The organism is Rhizobium sp. Leaf371 (assembly GCF_001424045.1).
Classification (GTDB): domain Bacteria; phylum Pseudomonadota; class Alphaproteobacteria; order Rhizobiales; family Rhizobiaceae; genus Ferranicluibacter.
In genome coordinates, this window is record NZ_LMQB01000001.1 from 934,486 (window position 1) to 955,165 (window position 20,680).

At 63.6% G+C, this 20,680-nt stretch carries 18 protein-coding genes; 8 read left to right on the forward strand and 10 right to left on the reverse strand.

Annotation, left to right across the window (positions count from 1 at the left end; genetic code table 11):
- Positions 1–2: 2 nt before the first annotated feature.
- Positions 3–326, forward strand: a complete 324-nt coding sequence (locus tag ASG39_RS04155; protein WP_062593040.1) for a TfoX/Sxy family protein — start codon at positions 3–5, stop codon at positions 324–326.
- Here ASG39_RS04155 and ASG39_RS04160 read toward each other — a convergent pair.
- The 5 genes from ASG39_RS04160 to ASG39_RS04180 all read right to left on the reverse strand — a co-directional run bounded on the left by ASG39_RS04160 (position 315) and on the right by ASG39_RS04180 (position 5,489).
- A complete protein-coding gene (locus ASG39_RS04160) occupies positions 315–764 on the reverse strand; it encodes an NUDIX domain-containing protein (RefSeq protein WP_062593042.1) in 450 nt (149 codons plus the stop codon). The two genes, ASG39_RS04155 and ASG39_RS04160, sit on opposite strands and share 12 nt — an antisense overlap.
- Positions 765–892: 128 nt before the next feature.
- Positions 893–2,509: a DEAD/DEAH box helicase gene (locus tag ASG39_RS04165; RefSeq protein ID WP_062593044.1), complete on the reverse strand. Its 1,617-nt coding sequence runs from the start codon at positions 2,507–2,509 to the stop codon at positions 893–895.
- Positions 2,510–2,709: 200 nt separating this feature from the next.
- The gene (locus tag ASG39_RS04170) at positions 2,710–4,044 is read right to left on the reverse strand and encodes a M23 family metallopeptidase (RefSeq protein ID WP_062593046.1); all 1,335 of its coding nucleotides are present in this window, start codon (positions 4,042–4,044) and stop codon (positions 2,710–2,712) included.
- Between the two features lie 90 nt (positions 4,045–4,134).
- Entirely contained in the window at positions 4,135–4,944 is an 810-nt protein-coding gene (locus ASG39_RS04175; RefSeq protein ID WP_062593441.1) for a ferritin-like domain-containing protein, read from the reverse strand.
- A 71-nt stretch (positions 4,945–5,015) separates the two neighbouring features.
- Positions 5,016–5,489, reverse strand: coding sequence for a peroxiredoxin (locus ASG39_RS04180; RefSeq protein WP_062593048.1), 474 nt, complete (start codon positions 5,487–5,489; stop codon positions 5,016–5,018).
- Between the two features lie 356 nt (positions 5,490–5,845).
- On the opposite strand from ASG39_RS04180, the gene ASG39_RS04185 reads away from it, so the two are divergent.
- The gene (locus ASG39_RS04185) at positions 5,846–9,310 is read left to right on the forward strand and encodes a DUF3971 domain-containing protein (RefSeq protein WP_062593050.1); all 3,465 of its coding nucleotides are present in this window, start codon (positions 5,846–5,848) and stop codon (positions 9,308–9,310) included.
- 30 nt (positions 9,311–9,340) lie between these two features.
- Here the strand turns inward: ASG39_RS04185 and ASG39_RS04190 are convergent, their stop codons facing one another.
- Positions 9,341–10,342 (reverse strand): dienelactone hydrolase, encoded by a 1,002-nt coding sequence (locus tag ASG39_RS04190; protein ID WP_062593052.1) that lies wholly within the window; start codon positions 10,340–10,342, stop codon positions 9,341–9,343.
- Between the two features lie 71 nt (positions 10,343–10,413).
- Positions 10,414–11,667: a tyrosine--tRNA ligase gene (tyrS, locus tag ASG39_RS04195; RefSeq protein WP_062593448.1), complete on the reverse strand. Its 1,254-nt coding sequence runs from the start codon at positions 11,665–11,667 to the stop codon at positions 10,414–10,416.
- A gap of 124 nt (positions 11,668–11,791) precedes the next feature.
- On the opposite strand from tyrS, the gene ASG39_RS04200 reads away from it, so the two are divergent.
- Positions 11,792–12,916: an anhydro-N-acetylmuramic acid kinase gene (locus ASG39_RS04200; RefSeq protein ID WP_062593054.1), complete on the forward strand. Its 1,125-nt coding sequence runs from the start codon at positions 11,792–11,794 to the stop codon at positions 12,914–12,916.
- Here ASG39_RS04200 and ASG39_RS04205 read toward each other — a convergent pair.
- Genes ASG39_RS04205 through ASG39_RS04215 form a run of 3 tightly spaced genes read right to left on the reverse strand, consistent with a single transcriptional unit; the run spans position 12,907 to position 14,168 of the window.
- Positions 12,907–13,200, reverse strand: coding sequence for a type II toxin-antitoxin system RelE/ParE family toxin (locus ASG39_RS04205; protein WP_062593056.1), 294 nt, complete (start codon positions 13,198–13,200; stop codon positions 12,907–12,909). The genes ASG39_RS04200 and ASG39_RS04205 overlap by 10 nt on opposite strands.
- Positions 13,197–13,436, reverse strand: a complete 240-nt coding sequence (locus tag ASG39_RS04210; RefSeq protein ID WP_062593058.1) for a hypothetical protein — start codon at positions 13,434–13,436, stop codon at positions 13,197–13,199. The genes ASG39_RS04205 and ASG39_RS04210 overlap by 4 nt, the downstream gene beginning before the upstream one ends.
- A gap of 54 nt (positions 13,437–13,490) precedes the next feature.
- Positions 13,491–14,168, reverse strand: a complete 678-nt coding sequence (locus ASG39_RS04215) for an alpha/beta hydrolase (RefSeq protein ID WP_062473597.1) — start codon at positions 14,166–14,168, stop codon at positions 13,491–13,493.
- 267 nt (positions 14,169–14,435) lie between these two features.
- On the opposite strand from ASG39_RS04215, the gene ASG39_RS04220 reads away from it, so the two are divergent.
- From ASG39_RS04220 to ASG39_RS04240, 5 genes are all read left to right on the forward strand, one after another.
- Positions 14,436–15,602: a cysteine desulfurase family protein gene (locus ASG39_RS04220; RefSeq protein ID WP_062593450.1), complete on the forward strand. Its 1,167-nt coding sequence runs from the start codon at positions 14,436–14,438 to the stop codon at positions 15,600–15,602.
- Positions 15,603–15,739: 137 nt separating this feature from the next.
- Positions 15,740–17,209: a Fe-S cluster assembly protein SufB gene (gene sufB, locus ASG39_RS04225; RefSeq protein ID WP_062593059.1), complete on the forward strand. Its 1,470-nt coding sequence runs from the start codon at positions 15,740–15,742 to the stop codon at positions 17,207–17,209.
- Positions 17,210–17,342: 133 nt separating this feature from the next.
- Positions 17,343–18,098: a Fe-S cluster assembly ATPase SufC gene (gene sufC / locus ASG39_RS04230; RefSeq protein WP_062593062.1), complete on the forward strand. Its 756-nt coding sequence runs from the start codon at positions 17,343–17,345 to the stop codon at positions 18,096–18,098.
- Between the two features lie 14 nt (positions 18,099–18,112).
- Positions 18,113–19,387 (forward strand): Fe-S cluster assembly protein SufD, encoded by a 1,275-nt coding sequence (gene sufD, locus ASG39_RS04235; protein ID WP_062593065.1) that lies wholly within the window; start codon positions 18,113–18,115, stop codon positions 19,385–19,387.
- A 45-nt stretch (positions 19,388–19,432) separates the two neighbouring features.
- Positions 19,433–20,674, forward strand: coding sequence for a cysteine desulfurase (locus ASG39_RS04240; protein ID WP_062593067.1), 1,242 nt, complete (start codon positions 19,433–19,435; stop codon positions 20,672–20,674).
- Positions 20,675–20,680 lie beyond the last annotated feature (6 nt).

Genomic DNA, 20,680 nt, shown 5'->3' on the forward strand with positions numbered 1-20,680 from the left:
CGATGGATGCGGAAGCGATCGAGGATCTGTTCTCCGGTCTGGGACCGGTGACCATCAAACGCATGTTCGGCGGCAAGGGCGTCTATCGCAACGGCCTGATCGTGGCGATCGATCTCAACAGCGAACTGATGCTGAAGGCGGACCGCGAGACCGCGCCTCTGTTTGAGGCTGCGGGTGCACACCAATGGAGCTACGAAGGGAAAGCCGGCAAGAAGCCGGTGTTCATGCCCTACTGGTCCATTCCCGATGTCGCGCTCGACGATCCAGACGAGATGACCCGCTGGGCCCTGCTTGCCTATGACGCCGCGGTGCGATCAGCCACGTAGATCGAGATGTGCGGCGCAGATCGCCGCAATCGCATCGGCCGCAAAGCGGGAGAGCGGCGCGGGCAGGGCGTCGAGATCGTACCAGCCGATATCGGCCAGCTTGTCCGGCTCGGTCTCCTGCGGATCGCCCTGCGTGTCGGATGTCACGTAGATCAGCGAGATCCAATGCTGCCGGTCCTCTTCGAGCACCTGCTCGCTGACGCAGAGGAAATCGATGGCATCGCCGATGACGAGCCCGCTCTCCTCGATACCCTCGCGACGCGCCGCAGACCGGCTGTCCTCCATCATGTCGACCTTGCCGCCGGTGATGGTCCAATGCCCGCGCTCGGGCGCCTTCAATCGGCGGCAGAGCAGGATGCGATTGTCGCGCAGGATCGCGAGACCGCAGCCGACGCCGGGGAAGTCGATGCCGGGAGCGGCCGTGTGCGAGAGGGACAAAGCGGAACTCCTTCAAGGCTTTCGGCGCGCAGAGGCGGGCCCGAGCGGCTGGCGACGGGATGTGCAGAACGCGAAAAGCGCGGCGGTTCCTCGAACACGCCGCGCTTCCGCAATGCGATGATTGTGGATCAGGCCTTGCCGGCAACCAGCATGAAGGCCGGGATCTCGTCGCCGAAGCCGACCGGGGTCGGGCCGTCGTCGTGATCACGACGGTAGCGATTGCGCCGGTCGCGATTGTCGTCGTTGGCAGGCGAAGCCGGGCGGTGGTTCCGGGGGCCGGCATTCTGCGGCTTCGGGTCTGCCTTGCGTTCTGCTCTCACGGGTTCAATCCTTGGCTGCGCCGATACGGTTTCGATCGGAGTATCGTCTGTCTTGATGTCGGACTTGTGACTGTCGGCCTTGACGCCGTCGGCTTTCACCGCATCCGGCTTGTAGCTTTCAGAGCTGTAGCCGTCCGGCTTCGTGCCGTAGGGGCGGGGTGCATCGGGATTGTGGTCCACGACGTGGCGGGGAGCGTGATCACGCTCCCGCTCGCGTCCACGACGTTTGCCGTCACGGCCGCCCTTCTTCTCGGAGCGACCGGTGTCCGTGCTTTCCATCGGCGCCGGCAGGTCATCGAGACCGCCATTGTGCCATTCGATCTTCTGGCCGATCAGCTTTTCGATCGCATCGGACGCTTTCAGATCGCGACGGCTGACCAGCGTGAAGGCGGCACCGGAACGTCCCGCACGACCGGTCCGACCGATCCGGTGAACGTAGTCTTCGGCATGGATCGGAACGTCGAAATTGAAGACATGGCTTACATCCGGGATGTCGAGGCCGCGGGCGGCGACGTCCGAGGCGACGAGAAGCGTGATCTGGTTGTCCTTGAAGCCCGCAAGCATCTTGGTGCGCGAGCTCTGGTCCATGTCGCCGTGAAGCGCCCCGACCGAAAAGCCATGGCGGCTGAGCGAGCGGAAGAGATCGGCGACGTCGAGCTTGCGATTGCAGAAGATGATCGCGTTCTTGAGTTCGTCCTGCGAGCGGATGAGATCGCGCAGGATGGCGCGCTTCTCGTAATCCTTGCCGTGGGTGGCGACGAAACGCTGCGTCACGGTCTTGGCGGTCGAGGAGGGCGGGGCAACCTCGATCCGCTCGGGGTTCTGCAGGAAGCGGTCGGCCAGCTTCTGGATTTCCGGCGGCATGGTGGCCGAGAAGAACAGGGTCTGGCGCGTGAAGGGAATGAGCTTGGCGATGCGTTCGATATCGGGAATGAAGCCCATGTCCAGCATGCGGTCGGCTTCATCGATCACGAGGATCTCGACGCCGGTCATCAGCAGCTTGCCGCGCTCGCAATGGTCGAGCAGGCGGCCGGGCGTGCAGATCAGCACGTCGGCGCCGCGTTCCAGCTTGCGGTCCTGTTCGTCGAACGAAACGCCGCCGATGAGGAGCGCGATGTTGAGCTTGTGGTTCTTGCCGTATTTCTCGAAATTCTCGGCGACCTGTGCGGCGAGTTCCCGCGTCGGCTCGAGGATCAGGGTGCGCGGCATGCGGGCGCGGGCGCGGCCCTTTTCCAGCAGCGTCAGCATGGGCAGCACGAACGAGGCCGTTTTGCCCGTTCCCGTCTGCGCGATCCCCAGGATATCGCGGCGCATCAGCGCCGGCGGAATGGCGTTCGCCTGGATGGGCGTCGGGATCGTGTAGCCCGCATCGGTAACGGCGGAGAGAACTTTTTGGCTCAGGCCAAGATCAGCAAACGTGGTCAAAGGGAAATCTGTTTCCGTTCCGGTTCAAACGAACTCTGGTGCCGCGGGCCGCGCTCTCGAGGTCCGTCGTGGGCGCTCATAGGCCCAAGCTTGCGGAAAGTCAAGAAAACTGGCGCTTTGCGGCGATCGAGACGCTCCGAGGCGGGAAATCCGTCTCGGACACGCTTGATATGGGTTTGAAATGCGGTTTTGGAAGAGGTTCAGTCGATATAGCTGCTGAGCTTCATCCCGGCGTTCAGGAAGCGCATGGGATCGACCGCATCGCCATGCAGGCGGACCTCGTAATGGAGGTGCGGGCCCGTCGAGCGGCCCGTATTGCCGGAGCGGCCGATCGCTTCTCCCGCCTTCACCACGTCGCCGACATTGACGAGAACGGTCGAGAGATGGCCGTATCGGGTATTGACGCCATTGCCGTGATCGATCTCGACCATGTTGCCATAGCCGCCATTGCGGCCGGCGACCACGACCTTGCCCGGTGCCGTCGAGCGGACGCTGGTGCCGATGGCAACGCGGAAGTCGATTCCGGCATGCAGCGCAAGCCGTCCGAGGAAGGGGTCCATGCGATTGCCGAACCGGCTGGTGATGTCGCTCTGCGGGGCCGGGTTGCTGAAAGGCAGCTTGCGCACCTCGCCGCGCACCTGCTCCAGCCGAACGAGCGCCGTGTCGAGTTCGACCAACTGGCGGTCGAACATGTCCGTCGCTTCCGGAGCCACATAGGGGCCACCCATTCCGGTATCGCCCGTTTCCGTCATCCGACCGGCGGCATCGCCCGTCGCACGGGCCTGCTCACCCTCCGGCGTGACGGAAAGGCCGGTGCGTGCGACGATCGTCTCGATGGCATCCGTCGCGCTGACGGCGCCGGAGGTCAGCGAGGCGATCCGGTCCTTCTGCCCGCGCTCGATGTCCTTCAGGGAATGGGTGACGCGCGAGAAAAGCCGGTCGGCGCGGTCGGTGATCGTGTCGCCGCCGCGCGGATCGCTGCGCGAAAACGGCGCGGCATAGGCAAGGGCGGGTCCCTTCGGCGCGGTCTTTGCGGCAAGGCCCATCAGGCGCTCGATGGCCTGGATGCCGCCGGTCGCATCCGCATGTTTTTCGGTCTCGTCCTTGTCCTTGCCGGGATCGGCAAGGCCGGAGTCCTCGGCACGCTCGATGAGGGAGCCGAGCTTGCCATGGCGCGAGGTCAGGGCCTGCTGCTGCTGGAGAAGTTTTTCGACCTTTTCCTCCACGACCTGCTGGTCGAGAAGCTGCCGGCTGGTGACGCGATCGACCTGCGCCCGGAGGGCAGAGATGCGATCCTCGTAATCGTGCTGCATGCGCGCCTGGCGCGCCATGGTGCCGCCGATGAGATCGTCGCGCAGAACGAGATAGGAGGTCGAGGCGAGATAGCCGATGGCGAAGAGAGCGCCGATGGAGACGCCGACGGCGGTCATCCAGGGGCGAACCGTCATGTGATGGACTTTTTCGCCGCGGGCGAGGATCAGGATGGGCTGTTCCTTGCGCTTGCCGAATATCGGGCTTCCCGAACTCTGAGACACAAAACACTCCCGCCGCATGCACTTGCTGTGGGGAGAGTAGACCCTGTTAAGGTTAATATTTGCTTGCGACCGCGGAGGCCTGACGCCACCTCAGATGTTCACCGAGGCCGTCATCGAGCGATAGAACGAGGGCGTCAGTCCCGCTTCGGCCCGCGCGACATCGTTGAACGGAGCCTTCAAGGGGCCGCGGAAGTTGGCGCGCACGAGATCCTGGAAGGCGCGGGCGGGGTCCTTGCCCTCGCGGGCGCACAGGAAACGAAACCATTTGGCACCGACGGCCACGTGGCCCTTCTCGTCCTCGTAGATGATGTCGAGCACCGCGGCGCTCGCTGCGTCGCCGGACTGGCGCATCTTCTCCTGCAGAGCCGGCGTCACGTCGAGGCCGCGCGCTTCGAGGATAAGGGGGACGACGGCAAGGCGCGCGGTCAGGTCGTTGCGGGTATCGTGCGCCGCCTGCCACAGCCCGTCATGGGCCGGAAGATCGCCATAGTCCGCGCCGAGGTCGCGCAGCCGGTTTCGCACCAGCCGGAAATGCTTGGCCTCCTCATAGGCCACACGCATCCAGCCATCGAAGAAGGAGTTCGGCACGCGCTCGGTCGCAAATCGGGCGACGATATCCAGCGCGAGATCGACGGCATTCAGTTCGATATGCGCGATCGCATGCAGAAGCGCGATGCGCCCGCGCAGCGTCGTCAGCGCGCGCCGCGGCACGCGCTGTGGCGGAATGAGCTCCGGCTTTTCGGGCCGACCGGGGCGGACGGGGACGCTCGTGTCGAGCGGCGAGCGCAGCGACAGCCGCCGCTCGCTCCAGCGTCGAGCGGCCTCCTGCGCGAGGTCTGCCTTGAGGTCGAGATCGGAGGCGCGGATGGCGAGAGCCGCCCCGTCGCGCAGCGAGCGCATGGCGAGTGACCCGTTGCCGCCGTCGCCGGCGGGGGCACCCGCCGCGGTCGGGTCCGACATCGACCCGTCCGTCACGCCGCGGCAGCCTGAACGGCGGCGAGGACCTCGTCCACGTGGCCTGGTACCTTCACCTTCTCCCAGACGCGCGTGACGATGCCGTCCGGGCCGATCAGCACCGTGGTGCGCTCCACACCCATGTATTTCTTGCCGTACATGCTTTTCTCGGTCCAGACGCCATAGGCTTCGAGCACTGTCTTCTCCTCGTCTGCCGCGAGGATGACGGCGAGGTCGTGCTTGGCGACGAACTTGTCGTGCTTCTTGGCCGAATCGGGCGACATGCCGATGACCACCGCATTTGCCGCCTCGAACGCCTTGATGTTCGCCGTGAAGGCGATCGATTCGGCGGTGCATCCGGACGTTTCGTCTTTCGGGTAGAAGAAGAGGACGACGTGGCGACCTGCCTGTTCGGCGAGAGAGACGGTTCCGCCGCCATCGCGCGGCAGGGTGAAGTCCGGCGCTTTTGCACCTGTGGAGATGACGGTCATGGTGGCTCCTGTTTTAATCGCCTATGCTCATCGGATCGTCGACGATTTTTCATCGCCGATGCCGTTTCGACCATTTGTCGCCTCACTTATATGGTGCAAGGCAGCATGTCGTCATCCCTCCGGGATCATGACCGATCATCGACGGCGGATCGACGGCTCGCCTGCTTCATCCTGGTCATCGACGCGCACGGACGGGTTCATAGCGAAAGCGCTCGACGCCGGGTTGCCGCATCGTCCGCCGAGAGGCAGGATGAGGGCGGTGGCCGCACTGATTTGTTAGAATAGACTTACGCCTCGAGCCACGGGATTTTGCCGACAGATGCATTTTTCGACCTTTGCAGAGGCCGACACCTCTCATGAGTGAGATACGGGGTGAGAAGACCGTCTTCCGCAAGGAGGATATCGTTGCGTTGCATTCGCTGCCATCGGCCCAGGCGCACGATCCCTGCATCCTGCATGCCACCACCCGTCGTCGCTGGCCGCGCCGATGCCTGAAAGGTCTCCTCGGCCTCGGTTGCGTCCTGATTCTGCTGGTCGCCGGACTGGTGGTCGCTGTGGAAGCCGGCGGGATCGATCGCATTCTGAACACGCGCGCCCAGATGGCGCTGAACAACGCGCTCGGCGATGCCTATCATGTCGATGTTTCCAGCACCGTGGTGCGCCTGACCGGCGACGGGGCGCTGGCGCTGAAGGCGCAGGACGTTTCGCTGAAGCGAAGCGCCTCCGGCGAACAACTGCTGACGACCGAATCGGTTTTCATCGAGCTCGATCCGCTGTCGCTGCTGTCGGGCAGGGTCTCCGTGTCCCGCATCGAGGCTGAAGGCGCTCGTCTCGCGCCGGCGATCCTGCCCCAGGGCAAGCCGCTCGACCTGACGCGCGTCCGCATTGCCGATGTCAGCGGGGCGATGGAGGCCATCTTTGCCCAGATGGACACGATCTCGAGCCTGATCGCCCGCAGCGGCACGCAGGTGGTGCGGATCGCAGATGTGATGCTGCCGCTGTCTGGCCCACGCAACCGCGTCGTGAAACTCGATGTCCACTCCCTCGATTTCGCCCGTGCCGAAAACGGATCGATGACGATTCGCGGCGACGCGGCGATCGACGGAACTTCGACGGCCCTGCAACTGACGGCCGACAGCGACAAGGGGCGAATCGTCCGGCTCGGCGGTGCCCTGACCGGGCTGCCGACCTCGGCGCTGCTCTATCGCGCGGAAACCAAGACCGAACCGCCGTTCGGGCTGGATACCAAGGCTTCCGTCAATCTGACGGCCGTGCGTGCCGGTGAGGGCATCGCGCCCGAACTCACCATGTCCGGCGCTCTCGACCAGGGCGTCTTCGTTGCAAGCGGGCTGCAGTCCGAACTTCTGCCGTCCGACGTCAATCTCGCTTATGATTTCGGTCGGGGCAGCATCGAGGTCAAGCCATCGACCGTGCGGCTGGGCAAGTCGGTCTTTCCGTTCAGCGGCGCCGTGCGCGACATCGATTCCGCGAGTGCTGCATCCATGGCGCCGGCCGCAACGCTTGCGGAAGGCACGCCGCCGTCCGATCCTCTTTCCCTTGCCCTCCCGAAGGGTTTCAGCATCGATGTGCTGGTCCAGGGCGGAACGTCCGCGCCCATCGACGTCAACGAACCGCCGCTGACCTTCGACGCCAAGGTCGCGGGCGATTTCCAATCCGAGCGACATGCTCTGCTGTTTCGCGAGCTGACGGTCTCCAGCAAGCTCGGCACCTTTGCCGGCTCCCTGTCGATCGCGTTTTCCAGCACCTCGCCGCAGATCAATTTCGCGGGCCTGACCACGGATATGCAGACGGCCGGTATCAAGCAGCTCTGGCCATGGTGGGTGGGCAAGAAGGCGCGGGCCTGGGTCATCTCGAATATCTTCGGCGGCACGGTCAACAACGGCAGGATCGAAGTGGCGATCGAGGAGGGCCGTCTCGCCCAGACGGCGGGGCCGGTCGAGCTGGGGGCCGGCGAGCTGACGATCGATTTCGGCATCGACGGCGCGCGCGTCAACATCGCCGGCGATATCCCGCCGCTGCGCGACGCCACCGGGCATTTCACGCTGCGCGGCGAACGCGCCGAAGTGGATATCAACAGCGGGACCGCCTACTTCCCGTCCGGGCGAACGGTTGCGGTCAACAACGGCAACCTGATTCTCCCGAACACCTACGCCAAACCGCTGATGGCGGAGCTGAAGCTGCAGGTGACTGGGCAGGCGGACGCGATCGCCGAACTCGTCAGCTACCGCCCGCTGGAGGCCCTGCAGAAAACCCCGTTCAAGGCGGACGACTTTTCGGGCCCGATGACCGCGAATGTCGGCGCCCGCTTCGGCCTTGCCCGCGACCAGCATCCGCCGCCGCCGGAATGGCAGGCCGAGATGCGCCTCGATGGCGTTTCGCTGAAACCGGCCATGGCCGGCCGCACGATCTCCGACATTGACGGCACGCTGCGCATCGATCCCCAGCACGCCGTTCTCGATGCGAAGGCAGCGGTCGATGGCGTGACGATGAATCTCGACGCGGTGGAGCCGATCGGGGCGAACAGCCCGGTCAAGCGCAGCCGCACCGTGTCCGGAACCCTGCCGGACGGGGCGCTTGCGAAGTTCGCGCCCGGACTGAACGGGATCGTGGATGGCCCCATCGGGCTGGACGTGGATCTGCAGGAGGGCGACCGGCAGCTGGTCAAGGTGGATCTCGAAAACGCCAGCCTCTCCCTGCCATGGATCGGCTGGAGCAAGGGGCGTGGCGTGGCCGCGACGTCGAGCCTGTCGGCCGTCACGAAAGACGGCGTGACCTCGATCAGCGACTTCAAGATTTCCGGCGAAGGTTTCGGGGCCGGCGGATCGCTCACCATCGACAAGGCAGGGCTGGCGGCGGCAGACCTCTCCTCCGTACGTCTTGCGGCCGGCGACGATTTTGCCGTTTCGGTCAAGCGGCAGAAGAGCGGCTATGGCGTGACCGTCAACGGCAGCTCGGCCGATATCCGATCCGTCATCGACGGCCTGAAATCCCCGGATACGAAGGGCGACGTGTCCCAGGCGGCTGCCAAGCGGGTCTCGATCGATGCGTCGCTGAAGAGCGTGCAGGGGTTTCATTCCGAGGCGCTCTCGAATGTCGATCTGTCCTACACGGCCCGCGGCCGCGCGATCGAAGGGCTCAAGCTGAAGGCGGTCACCTCGACCGGACAGGCCGTCGTCGGCGACCTCGTATCGTCCGGCGCCGACAATATCGTCCAGCTCACGAGCGGGGACGCCGGCGCCCTGGCCCGGTTCGCCGACATCTACGCCAATATGCGCGGCGGCCTGCTGAACCTGAAGCTGCGGGATCGGGGCGGCAATTCGTGGCGCGGCACGCTCGACCTGCGCAAGTTCGCGCTCGTCAACGAACAGCGCCTGCAATCGATGGTGTCCTCGCCGTCGGGATCCAACGGTCAGAGCCTGAGAGAGGCCGTGAAGAAGGACATCGACCTGAGTTCGGTGAAGTTCGAGCGGGGCTTTGCCAATCTCGCGCTCGATGGAGGCCAGATCGCGCTCGACAACGGCGTCGTGCGCGGCAACGACGTCGGCGCGACGTTCCAGGGTGTGGTGCGCGACGCCAACGGCAAGATCGACATGACCGGCACCTTCATGCCGGCCTACGGCCTCAACCGTCTCTTCAGCGAACTGCCCCTGATCGGCACCCTGCTCGGAAACGGCCGCGACCGAGGCCTGCTCGGCATCACCTTCAAGCTGACCGGCTCCTTCGCCAAACCGAGCCTCACGATCAATCCCCTGTCGCTCATCGCGCCGGGCGTGTTCCGGAACATTTTCGAGTTCAACTGAGGCGGCATTCCAAAAGGCTTGGCGCCGCAGCTATTGCGGCGACCTCCCCAAAGTGCTGTCGAAGAAACGTGCGATATCGGCATTGACGCTTCGATGCAGGGCGACACGGTCGATTTCGGGACGGTCTGCGCAGAGGGCAGGCATTTCGCGCATGAACTCTGCCGTGCACGGTGCCAGAAACGTGAAATGACCGGCATTTTCGATGACATGCAACTCGGTCCGGTTTCCAAGACCGCGCGCGAGATCCAAGGCATTGTCCCGGGGAGACAGTTCCTCATCCTTGTCGCCGACGAAGACGGAAAGCGGGGCCGTGACGGGCCTGAGAGCTTCGGGCGAAAAGACGACGCTGAGCGGTGCCAGAAGCGCGAACGAGCGGATTCGGTCGTCGGGGACCGGTCCGATATCGGGTCGCTCGCGACGGATTTGTCCCCGCGCTTCGCAGACAACCCGATCCTGCGTGCGGCCCTTGCAATAGGCTACGAGACGCGCGAAGTCCGGTTTTGCTCCGGCAAGGATCAATCCCGTCGTGCCTCCGGCAGAAAATCCCACGAAGCCGATACGGCCGGGATCGATGTGCTGAGCCAGGAACGGGTCGTTCAATGCGGCGGTCAGCGCCGCTGAAATCTGCATGGCGCGCCCGAACACGGCAAGCGACGAACTGACCCTGCTGGCGTCCTGAAAATTATCACCTGGATGGGTAACGCTGACGACGATGGCGCCATGTCGGGTCAGAAACGTCGCGAGATCGTGGTTTCCCCACAGGCTCCCGAGGCTGCCGTGAGACATGAGAAACAACGGGTATCGTCCGCTGGCAATGGAAACGCCCTTCGATGCGGCAACCTCGAAAGGGCCGGGATGCGTCGAGCTCGTCGCTTCCGCGGCGGGATAGAACGCGACGGCATCAACGGGACCGTGCCCGACCGGATCGGTGAACTCGATCCTCCTCAGGCCCGTGCCGAGGCTTTCTGCGGCTTGGGCCGGAGCGACCGAGATGATGAAAAAGACGATCGCGTGGAGCAGATGGATGCGCATCGTAAGATCCGAAATCAGAACTATTCCTGATATCGGATCTATATGCGGAATGCCTTATAAATATGACGCCCTCACGCGGGGCGGATGAGGATGTGTTTCTTCTTGCCGAGGGAGAGTTTTATCACGCCGTCCTTGGTCAGTTCGCCCGTACCGATGGATGTGCGTTCGTCGGAGATCGCGGTGTCGTTGATGCGGACGGCGCCGCCCTGGACGTGGCGGCGGGCTTCGCCGTTGGAGGCGGCAAGGCCGGACCGGACGATGAGCGTCAGCAGGCCGAGGCCTGCCTCGAGTTCGGCTGCGGGAATGGCGACCGAGGGCAGGTCCTCGGCGAGTGCGCCTTCCTCGAACGTCTTGCGCGCGGTTTCGGCGGCGGCCTCTGCGGCTGTGCGGCCGTGCAGGATCGCGGTGACCTCCGTTGCCAAGGTCTTCTTGGCTTCGTTGATCTCGGCCCCGCCGAGCGCCGTCAGCCTGGCAATCTCGTCCATCGACAGCGTCGTGAACAGTTTCAGGAAGCGGCCGACATCGGCATCTTCCGTGTTGCGCCAGTACTGCCAGAAGTCATAGACGGGCAGCAGTTCGGCATTCAACCAGATCGCGCCGGAGGCGGACTTGCCCATCTTCGCGCCGGACGAGGTGGTGAGCAGGGGCGAGGTCAGCGCGTAGAGCTGCTGTGTGCCCATGCGGTGGCCAAGGTCGATGCCGTTGACGATGTTGCCCCACTGGTCCGAGCCGCCCATCTGAAGGCGGCAATCGTATCGCTTGGCCAGTTCGACGAAATCGTAGGCCTGCAGGATCATGTAGTTGAATTCGAGGAAGGACAGCGACTGCTCGCGGTCGAGCCTTGTCTTGACGCTATCGAAGGAGAGCATGCGGTTGACGGAGAAATGCCGGCCGACATCGCGCAGGAATTCGAGATAATTCAGCGGGCGCAGCCATTCGGCATTGTTGATCATCAGGCCCGCATTTCCGGGCTTGTCGTAGTCGATGTAATTGGCAAAGCAGCGCTTGATCGAGGCGATGTTCTCCTCGATGGTTTCCACCGTCATCAGCTTGCGGGCTTCCTCCTTGAAGGAGGGATCGCCCACCATGCCGGTGCCGCCGCCCATCAGCGAGAGCGGCCGGTGACCGGTTTCCTGCAACCAGTGCAGCATCATGATCTGGGTGAGGTGGCCGACATGCAGGCTCGATGCCGTGGGATCATAACCGATATAGGCCGTCACGACCTCTTTCTGGAACAGCGCATCCAAGCCGCTCTCGTCGGAGAGCTGGTGGAGAAAGCCGCGCTCGTCGAGGGTGCGGAGGAAATCGGACTTGAACCTGGACATGGACATGAACTCTTCGATCTGGCTGAAGCCGGGCCTTTAGCATTGTTTTTTGCGAAGTGCATCCGTCTCGGGCATGAATGTTGAAAGCCTTCGCAGACTGCGAATCGGGCAGGAGACGGACGGTATGGCGCAGATCATGACGGCGATCGGGCTGATGAGCGGCACCAGCATGGACGGAATCGATCTCGCGCTCCTGGAAACCGACGGCGAAGCCGTCCTGCGGCGCGGCCCGTCGCATGGGCTCGCCTATGACAGCGGTTTTCGCGCGCGGCTGAAGGCGGCGCTCGTCATGGCAGCGCCGATCCGCGACCGCGGCGAGCGGCCGGGCGATCTCGTGCGGATCGAGCGGGATCTGACGCTCCTGCATGCGGTCGCCGTCCATGACTTTCTGCATGCCAACGGCCTGAAGCCTGGCGATATCGACGTGATCGGCTTTCATGGCCAAACGGTGCTGCACCGGCCGGATGAAGGCCTGACCGTCCAGATCGGCGACGGGGCCCTGCTGGCCGCGGAAACGGGAATCGATGTCGTGCATGACATGCGGGCCGCCGACATGAGGGCAGGCGGACAGGGTGCGCCGCTTATTCCTGTCTATCACCAGGCGCTTGCGGCCAATCTTCCCGGAGATCTCGAAACGCCCGTCGTCTTCGTCAACATCGGCGGGATTTCCAATCTCACCTTCGTCGGCGGGGATGGCGCGCTCTCAGCCTTCGACAGCGGCCCCGGCAACATGCTGATCGACCAGTGGATCGAGGCGCATGACGGCGGATCGTTCGATGCTGGCGGTGCCGTTGCGGCGGCGGGCGTCGTGGTGCCGGAGCTTGCAGCCCGCTATCTGGACCACCGGTTCTTCACCGACAATCTCCGCCGTTCGCTCGATCGCAGCGATTTTTCGCCGCCTGTGAAGGGCGAGGTTTCGCTGGAGGACGGCGCCCGCACGCTTGCTCATGTAACCGGTGCCGCGATCCTGCGCTGTGCGACGCATCTTCCGGCCCGGCCGAAGACCTATGTCGTGTCGGGTGGAGGCCGGCTCAATCCTGTCATCATGCAGGAGTTTTCGGCACTGGCTGGACGAAGCGGCGCCCGCGTCTTGTCGTCCGATGCGGTGGGGCTGGATGGCGGGGCGATGGAGGCAGAGGCGTGGGCCTATCTCGCAGTGCGGTCGGTGCGTGGGCTGCCGCTGACGTTTCCGGGAACGACCGGGGTGCGAGAAGAGGTGAGCGGGGGCGTCCTAAATCCTCACAGATGACGGCCGGGATCCTGTTTCACGTTGAGGATACGGAGAACGAGAATGTCGGATCTATCCACTTCGTAATAGATCGCATGGCTCTCGAACAGGTATCTTCGGGTGCCCGGACGCACAGCGCTGCGATCGACGCCGATCTCGGGATTGGCCTCCAGCACCTCGAACGCTGCCTTCAGTGCCATCTCGTATTTTTCGAGCTGTCGCGCGCCATGTGTTTTCGCGGTGTATTCGTAGGTATTGAAAATATCGTCTTCGGCATTCCGGGTGAACCGGATGCGACCGGTCACGATAGCCTGGCTCGCGCTTCCCGCAGAATTTCATGGAGATCGCGGCTGCTGGTGCCGCTTTGCTTTGCCGATTCCAGCATGGCTTTCAGCTCTGCCGTTGCGCTTTCCTGCGTCGCGGCATCGCGGGTCACGAGATCCGCGACATAGTCGCTGACGGAGCGGTGTCCGTTCAAGCTCATCTGGCGATCGAGCAGGTTTGCGATCGGCTCCGTCAAGGTGATGGTATGCTTGGTCATCGCGCACGCTCCATCCGTTGACTTTAGGCCAATCGCGGCCCCTGCTCAAGCGGTCTAGCGGATGCGCTTGGCCGCAGGTTCCGGCGTCAGCTCGCCGTTCAGGCGGCGGTCGAGGTAGTCCTCGCACTCGCCCATGAGGGTATCGACCTGACCGTTGAAGAAGTGGTTGGCGCCGGGCACGGTGCGGTGGGTGATGAGGATGCCCTTCTGGGTCTTGAGCTTTTCCACCAGCGTGTTGACGTCCTTTTCCGGCGCGACCTTGTCGACATCGCCGTTGATGATCAGGCCGGAGGAGGGGCAGGGCGCCAGGAACGAGAAGTCGTAGGTGTTGGGCTGCGGGGCGACCGAGATGAATCCCTCGATTTCCGGGCGGCGCATGAGAAGCTGCATGCCGATCCAGGAGCCGAACGAATAGCCCGCGACCCAGCAGCTCTTCGAGTCGGGATGCATGCTCTGCACCCAGTCCAGCGCCGAGGCGGCATCGGACAGTTCGCCCGCGCCATGGTCGAATTCGCCCTGGCTGCGGCCGATGGAGCGAAAATTGAACCGCAGCGTGGTGAAGCCGCGCTTCTGGAACATATAGAAGAGCTGGTAGACGATCTGGTTGTTCATCGTCCCGCCGAACTGGGGGTGGGGGTGCAGAACGATCGCAATCGGGGCATTCTTCTGCTTGGAAGGCTGATAACGGCCTTCCAGTCGGCCAGCGGGTCCGTTGAAAATGACTTCGGGCATTGGGTCTCCGGCGTGAGCATGGTTCCAAGTTGCGGATAAGACGGCCGAGCAGTCTTGACGAAAGCACTCAGCTTTTCTAAAACAGTTTAGAACCATTCAAAACTTGGCACGACGTGCGTGCAGGTGTCGTCTCTTACGGCAAGCGTAGCGAAAACTTCAAGGAAAATGCGGTGCCTGCCTCGGTTTAGATGGGCCGGCATGCGCATTTGGCAAGAACAGCTCCCGGCCCGCGGAATGCAGGCGCGGGAGAGGACACGGACGATCGACATGGCCATGACGCGGATCTACATGGACTGGAACGCCACGGCGCCGATTTCGGCCGCCGCGCGCGATGCGTTTCTGTCCGCGTTCGACCTGACCGGAAACGGCTCGTCGGTCCATGCGGAGGGCCGCCGTCTGAAGTCGGTGATCGAGGCCGCGCGCCGGGACGTGGCCGCACTCTGCGACGCCGAGCCTGCCTGCATCACCTTTACGAGCGGCGCAACGGAAGCGGCCAATATGGTGCTCACGCCGGATTTCCGCATGGGCCGGACACCGCTTCGTATCGGGCGCCTCTATGTGTCGGCCATCGAGCATCCGGCCGTGCGCGAGGGTGGCCGCTTTCAAAGGGATCGTGTGCTGGAACTTTCGGTCACGCCGGCTGGAACGGTCGATCTCGAGTCGCTCGACCGGGCGCTCTCGGTTCATCCGAAAGAGGACGGCATTCCGATGGTGGCCGTCATGCTCGTCAACAACGAGACGGGCGTGATCCAGCCGATCGCGGAGGTGGCTGCGCGCGTGAAGGCTGCGGGCGGCCTGCTTCTGGTCGATGCCGTTCAGGCGGTCGGGCGCATGCCGGTGTCGATTTCGGCGCTGGGTGCGGATTTCCTCATTCTCGCCTCGCACAAGATCGGCGGGCCGAAAGGGGCTGGCGCGCTCGTTGCCCGCGGCGAAGTGCTGATGCCGCGCGCGCTCATCCATGGTGGCGGGCAGGAGAAGGGGCATCGCTCCGGCACCGAGAACCCCGCGGCCCTTGCCGGCTTCGGAGCGGCCGCGCGCGGGGCAAAGGATGCGCTCGACGGGTACATCTCCGATGTCACGGCCTTGCGCGACCGGCTGGAAACGGGCATGCGGAGTGCTGCGCCCGACGTGCTCATCCATGGGGCTGACAGCGCCCGCGTCGGCAATACCACATTCTTCAGCCTTCCCGGTCTCAAGGCCGAGACGGGGCAGATTGCCTTCGATCTGGAAGGGGTCGCTCTCTCCGCCGGATCGGCCTGTTCCTCGGGCAAGGTCGGGCAGAGCCACGTGCTGATGGCGATGGGGCAAGATCCGGCGCTCGGTGCGCTGCGTATCTCGATCGGCCCCACCACAACGGCCGAGGAGATCGACCGGACGATCGACATCTTCGCCCGCATTGCCGGGCGGCGGCGCTCCAACAGCGCGGCAGCGTGAAGAAAGCGTGTGAAAGCTTAAGTTTGCGGGTGCGAACAGGGTGAAACTGCCCGAACGACCCATTACATGAACGGCACGACACGATCGTGCCTCACAGAGGGCCGGATCCTTGACATCCGGCAAGACGGGAGAATGACATGGCTGCCGTGCAGGAAACAATCGATCAGGTGAAGCTGATCGACGTTGACCAGTACAAGTATGGTTTCGAATCGATGATCGAGATGGACAAGGCCCCGAACGGCCTGTCCGAAGAGATCATCCGGTTCATTTCCGCCAAGAAGGATGAGCCCGACTGGATGCTCGAATGGCGTCTGGAGGCGTATCGCCGCTGGCTGACGCTGACCGAGCCGGATTGGGCGCGCGTCAACTATCCGAAAATCGATTTCAACGCGATCTCGTACTATGCCGCGCCGAAGAGCACGCCGGGCCCGACATCCATCGATGATGTCGATCCGGAAATCCTCAAGATTTACGAGAAGCTCGGCATTCCCCTGCGCGAGCAGGAACTGCTCGCCGGCGTGAAGACGTCGAAGATCGCGGTCGATGCCGTGTTCGACTCGGTGTCGGTCGTCACGACGTTCAAGGAAGAGCTGAAGAAAGCCGGCGTGATCTTCATGTCGATCTCGGAAGCTATCCGCGAGCACCCGGATCTCGTGAAGAAATATCTGGGCACCGTGGTGCCGACGACCGACAATTACTACGCGACGTTGAATTCGGCGGTGTTCACCGACGGCTCCTTCGTCTTCGTTCCCAAGGGCGTTCGCTGCCCGATGGAGCTTTCCACCTATTTTCGCATCAACGAGAAGGGCACCGGCCAGTTCGAGCGGACGCTGATCATCGCGGAAGAAGGCGCCTACGTCTCCTATCTCGAAGGCTGCACGGCGCCGCAGCGCGACGAAAACCAGCTGCATGCGGCCGTGGTGGAGCTCGTGGCGCTCGACGATGCCGAAATCAAATATTCGACGGTCCAGAACTGGTATCCGGGCGACAAGGACGGCAAGGGCGGCATCTACAACTTCGTCACCAAGCGCGGCGATTGCCGCGGCGACCGGTCGAAGATCTCGTGGACGCAGGTCGAGACCGGCTCCGCCATCACCTGGAAATACCCGTCCTGCATCCTGCGCGGCGACGACAGCCGGGGCGAGTTCTACTCGATCGCGGTTTCCAACGGCCACCAGCAGATCGACAGTGGCACGAAGATGATCCATCTCGGCAAGAACACGTCGAGCCGCATCATCTCCAAGGGGATCGCGGCCGGCGTATCGCAGAACACCTATCGCGGTCAGGTCTCGGCCCATCGCAAGGCGACCAATGCCCGCAACTTCACGCAGTGCGACTCGCTTTTGATCGGTGACCGCTGCGGCGCGCATACGGTGCCCTACATCGAGGCGAAGAACTCGACGGCGCAGTTCGAGCACGAGGCCACGACCTCCAAGATCTCCGAGGACCAGCTGTTCTACTGCCTGCAGCGCGGCATTCCGGAAGAAGCGGCGATCGCCCTGATCGTCAACGGCTTCGTCAAGGAGGTCATCCAGGAACTGCCAATGGAATTCGCGGTCGAGGCGCAGAAGCTGATCGGGATTTCGCTGGAAGGGTCTGTGGGCTGACCAGCCGGGACGATCGGCTTCGACGAGCCGGGCCGGCTGGAAAAGGCTGGCCGGCATCGCCGCGAACACGAATTGAATGGAACGACCGACCTTGGGATGACAGGTTGGTATCGTCGTACGAAAGAGTGAACCAATGCTTGAAATCAGAAACCTCCATGCCCGGATCGCCGAGGATGGCACCGAGATCATTCGCGGGCTGAACCTGACCGTTAAGGCCGGCGAAGTGGCGGCCATCATGGGGCCGAACGGCTCGGGGAAGTCGACGCTGTCCTACATTCTCTCGGGCCGCAAAGACTACGAAGTCACCGAGGGCGACATCCTCTATAACGGCGAGAGCATTCTGGAACTCGACGCGTCCGAGCGCGCGGCGAAGGGGATTTTCCTCGCCTTCCAGTATCCGGTCGAAATCCCCGGCGTTGCCACCATGCAGTTCCTCAAGGTGGCGATGAACGAGCAGCGGAAGTATCGCGGCGAGGAAGAGCTGAAGACCCCGGACTTCATCCGCCGGGTGAAGGAAGCCGCCGCCGAGCTGAAGATCAATCCGGATATGCTGAAGCGTCCGCTGAACGTCGGCTTCTCCGGTGGCGAGAAGAAGCGCGCCGAGATCCTGCAGATGGCGCTGCTGGCGCCGAGCCTCTGCATTCTCGACGAGACCGATTCGGGCCTCGACATCGATGCGCTGAAGATCGTGTCCGATGGCGTCAACGCGCTACGGTCGCCGGATCGCGCCGTGATCGTCATCACGCATTACCAGCGCCTGCTGGAATACATCGTTCCGGATACGGTCCATGTTCTCTACAAGGGCCAGGTCATCAAGACCGGCGACAAGTCGCTGGCGCTTGATCTGGAAGCCAACGGCTATGCCGACATCATCGGCGCGGCGGCTTGAAGGAGCGTTTGCTCATGAACATTCAGAACACGATCACGCGGACGGCGGCCGAAACGGCGCTGCTGGAGGCGTATAACCATCAGCTGAGCGATCTGCCGGGTGACGGCGCCGTTCTCTCGGCGCGCGATACGCTGCTCTCCGACCTGAAGGATGCCGGCCTGCCGACGCGGCGGCTGGAAGCCTGGCACTATACGGACCTGCGGGCCTTGCTGCGCAACGTCCCTGCCTATGACGGCTCCGCCTTCGCGGAAGCGGTCGAGCCCCTGGCCGTCGGCTCCGCCGTCCTGACCGTCGTCAACGGTCAGGCGGATGCCGGGCAGGCGCCCGAGGGCGTTATCGTCAAGCGCTATGGCGAAAGCCTGCTCGATGGCACCGCGGCCGGCGATCTCGTCGCGCGGAACACCGAAGATGCGATCGGGCGGATCAACGGGACCTTCGTTCGCGATGGTTTCGAAATCGAAATTCCGGAAGAGACCGTTCTGGCACAGCCGCTGGAACTGCAGATCGTGCAGAGCGCCGGGCAGAGCCACAGCCGCTTTCCGGTGACCTTCGGCCCGAAGTCCAAGGCAACCGTCATCGAGCGACATCTCTCGGTCGACGGCCGGCCAAGCCTTGTTTCCTCCGTTTCCGACCTCATCATCGAGGACGGTGCCGAGGTCACATGGATTCTGCTGCAGCAGCAGGGCGAGGAGGACACGCATCTCGGACAGTTGAATTTCGAGCTGGGCGAAAACGCCTCCTTCCGGCTGTTCGTCATCAATGCCGGCGGCAAGCTCGTGCGCCAGGAAGTGCACGGCGTGGTGACGGGCGAAGGCTCGGACTTCAAGCTGCGCGGCATCAACCTGATGGGTGGCGACACGCTGACGGACGTGACCTTCACGCTCGGCCACGACGTGGCAAACACCACCTCGACCGAGATCATTCGCAACGTGCTTTTCGACAAGGCCCGCGGCGTGTTTCAGGGTCAGATCCGGGTGGCGCAGGACGCGCAGAAGACGGACGCGAAGATGGCGTGCAACACGCTGCTCCTGTCGGACGATGCGGATTTCTCCGCAAAGCCCGAACTCGAGATCTTTGCAGACGACGTGCAATGCGGCCACGGCGCAACCGTGATCGACCTCAACCCGACGCATCTCTACTATCTTCAGGCGCGTGGTATCCCGGAAAACCGGGCGCGCGCCATGCTGGTCAATGCGTTCGTGGACGAGATCGTCGAGGAGCTGGAGAACGAGGCGCTGATCGAACCGCTGGAGTTCATCATCGCGCAATGGCTGGCGCGGCACGCCTGACCGTATCCGGCGAGCGTTCGCATCGAGGCAGAAAGCAGAGGCATCATGGACCAGACGGTCTCCACACAGGCATATGACGTCGAGCGGATACGGCAGGATTTTCCCATCCTGTCGCGGACGGTCTACGGCAAGCCGCTCGTCTATCTCGACAATGGCGCGTCGGCCCAGAAGCCGCAGGCGGTCATCGACGCGATCAGCCACGCCTATGCCAATGAATATGCCAATGTCCATCGCGGCCTGCACTTCCTGTCGAATGCCGCGACGGACGCCTATGAGCTGTCCCGCGAGACGGTGCGGCGGTTCCTGAATGCGCCGTCCGTGGACGAGATCGTGTTCACCAAGTCCTCGACCGAGGCGATCAACACGGTCGCCTACGGTTGGGGCATGCCGAAGCTCGGTGCCGACGACGAAATCCTGATCTCGATCATGGAGCACCACTCCAACATCGTGCCCTGGCATTTCATCCGCGAACGGCAGGGCGCAAAGCTCGTCTGGGCGCCGGTTGACGATCAGGGTGCGTTCCATATCGACGATTTCGTCAAGTGCCTGACGCCGAAGACGAAACTGGTCGCGATCACGCATATGTCGAACGCGCTGGGCACGATCGTCGATGTGAAGGAAATCTGCCGGATCGCGCATGAGCGCGGCATTCCGGTTCTGGTCGATGGCAGCCAGGCGGCCGTGCACATGCCGGTCGATGTGCAGGATATCGATTGCGACTGGTATGTCATGACCGGCCACAAGCTTTACGGCCCCTCTGGCATCGGCGTGCTCTATGGCAAGAAGGAGCGGCTGGCGGAGATGCGGCCGTTCATGGGCGGCGGCGAGATGATCATCGAGGTCAGCGAAGACGCCATCACCTATAACGAGCCGCCGCACCGGTTCGAGGCCGGCACGCCGCCGATCGTGCAGGCGATCGGCCTCGGTGTCGCGCTCGACTACATGGAGAACGTGGGTCGTGACAGGATCGCGCGGCACGAGGCGGATCTTGCCGCCTATGCGGCGGAGCGGCTCCAGTCGGTCAACGCCCTGCGCATCATCGGGCAGGCGCCCGGCAAGGGCGGCATCTTCTCCTTCGAGATCGAAGGGGTGCACGCCCACGACGTCTCCACGGTTATCGACCGTGCCGGTGTCGCGGTGCGGGCGGGCACGCATTGCGCCATGCCCCTGCTGAAGCGATTCGGGGTGACGTCCACCTGCCGGGCCTCGTTCGGGCTTTACAACACGCGCGCCGAAGTCGACGTGCTGGTCGCCGCGCTGGAACAGGCGCGGACATTCTTTGCGTGAGGATAC

Bases quoted from the DNA above. Each gene is read 5' to 3' on its own strand.
- ASG39_RS04155 (WP_062593040.1), top strand. From the start codon at position 3: ATGGATGCGGAAGCGATCGAGGATCTGTTCTCCGGTCTGGGACCGGTG.
- ASG39_RS04175 (WP_062593441.1), bottom strand. From the start codon at position 4,944: ATGCGCTCGCTGCGCGACGGGGCGGCTCTCGCCATCCGCGCCTCCGAT.
- ASG39_RS04180 (WP_062593048.1), bottom strand. From the start codon at position 5,489: ATGACCGTCATCTCCACAGGTGCAAAAGCGCCGGACTTCACCCTGCCG.
- ASG39_RS04185 (WP_062593050.1), top strand. From the start codon at position 5,846: ATGAGTGAGATACGGGGTGAGAAGACCGTCTTCCGCAAGGAGGATATC.
- ASG39_RS04190 (WP_062593052.1), bottom strand. From the start codon at position 10,342: ATGCGCATCCATCTGCTCCACGCGATCGTCTTTTTCATCATCTCGGTC.
- tyrS (WP_062593448.1), bottom strand. From the start codon at position 11,667: ATGTCCAGGTTCAAGTCCGATTTCCTCCGCACCCTCGACGAGCGCGGC.
- ASG39_RS04200 (WP_062593054.1), top strand. From the start codon at position 11,792: ATGGCGCAGATCATGACGGCGATCGGGCTGATGAGCGGCACCAGCATG.
- ASG39_RS04210 (WP_062593058.1), bottom strand. From the start codon at position 13,436: ATGACCAAGCATACCATCACCTTGACGGAGCCGATCGCAAACCTGCTC.
- ASG39_RS04215 (WP_062473597.1), bottom strand. From the start codon at position 14,168: ATGCCCGAAGTCATTTTCAACGGACCCGCTGGCCGACTGGAAGGCCGT.
- ASG39_RS04220 (WP_062593450.1), top strand. From the start codon at position 14,436: ATGGCCATGACGCGGATCTACATGGACTGGAACGCCACGGCGCCGATT.
- sufB (WP_062593059.1), top strand. From the start codon at position 15,740: ATGGCTGCCGTGCAGGAAACAATCGATCAGGTGAAGCTGATCGACGTT.
- sufC (WP_062593062.1), top strand. From the start codon at position 17,343: ATGCTTGAAATCAGAAACCTCCATGCCCGGATCGCCGAGGATGGCACC.
- sufD (WP_062593065.1), top strand. From the start codon at position 18,113: ATGAACATTCAGAACACGATCACGCGGACGGCGGCCGAAACGGCGCTG.
- ASG39_RS04240 (WP_062593067.1), top strand. From the start codon at position 19,433: ATGGACCAGACGGTCTCCACACAGGCATATGACGTCGAGCGGATACGG.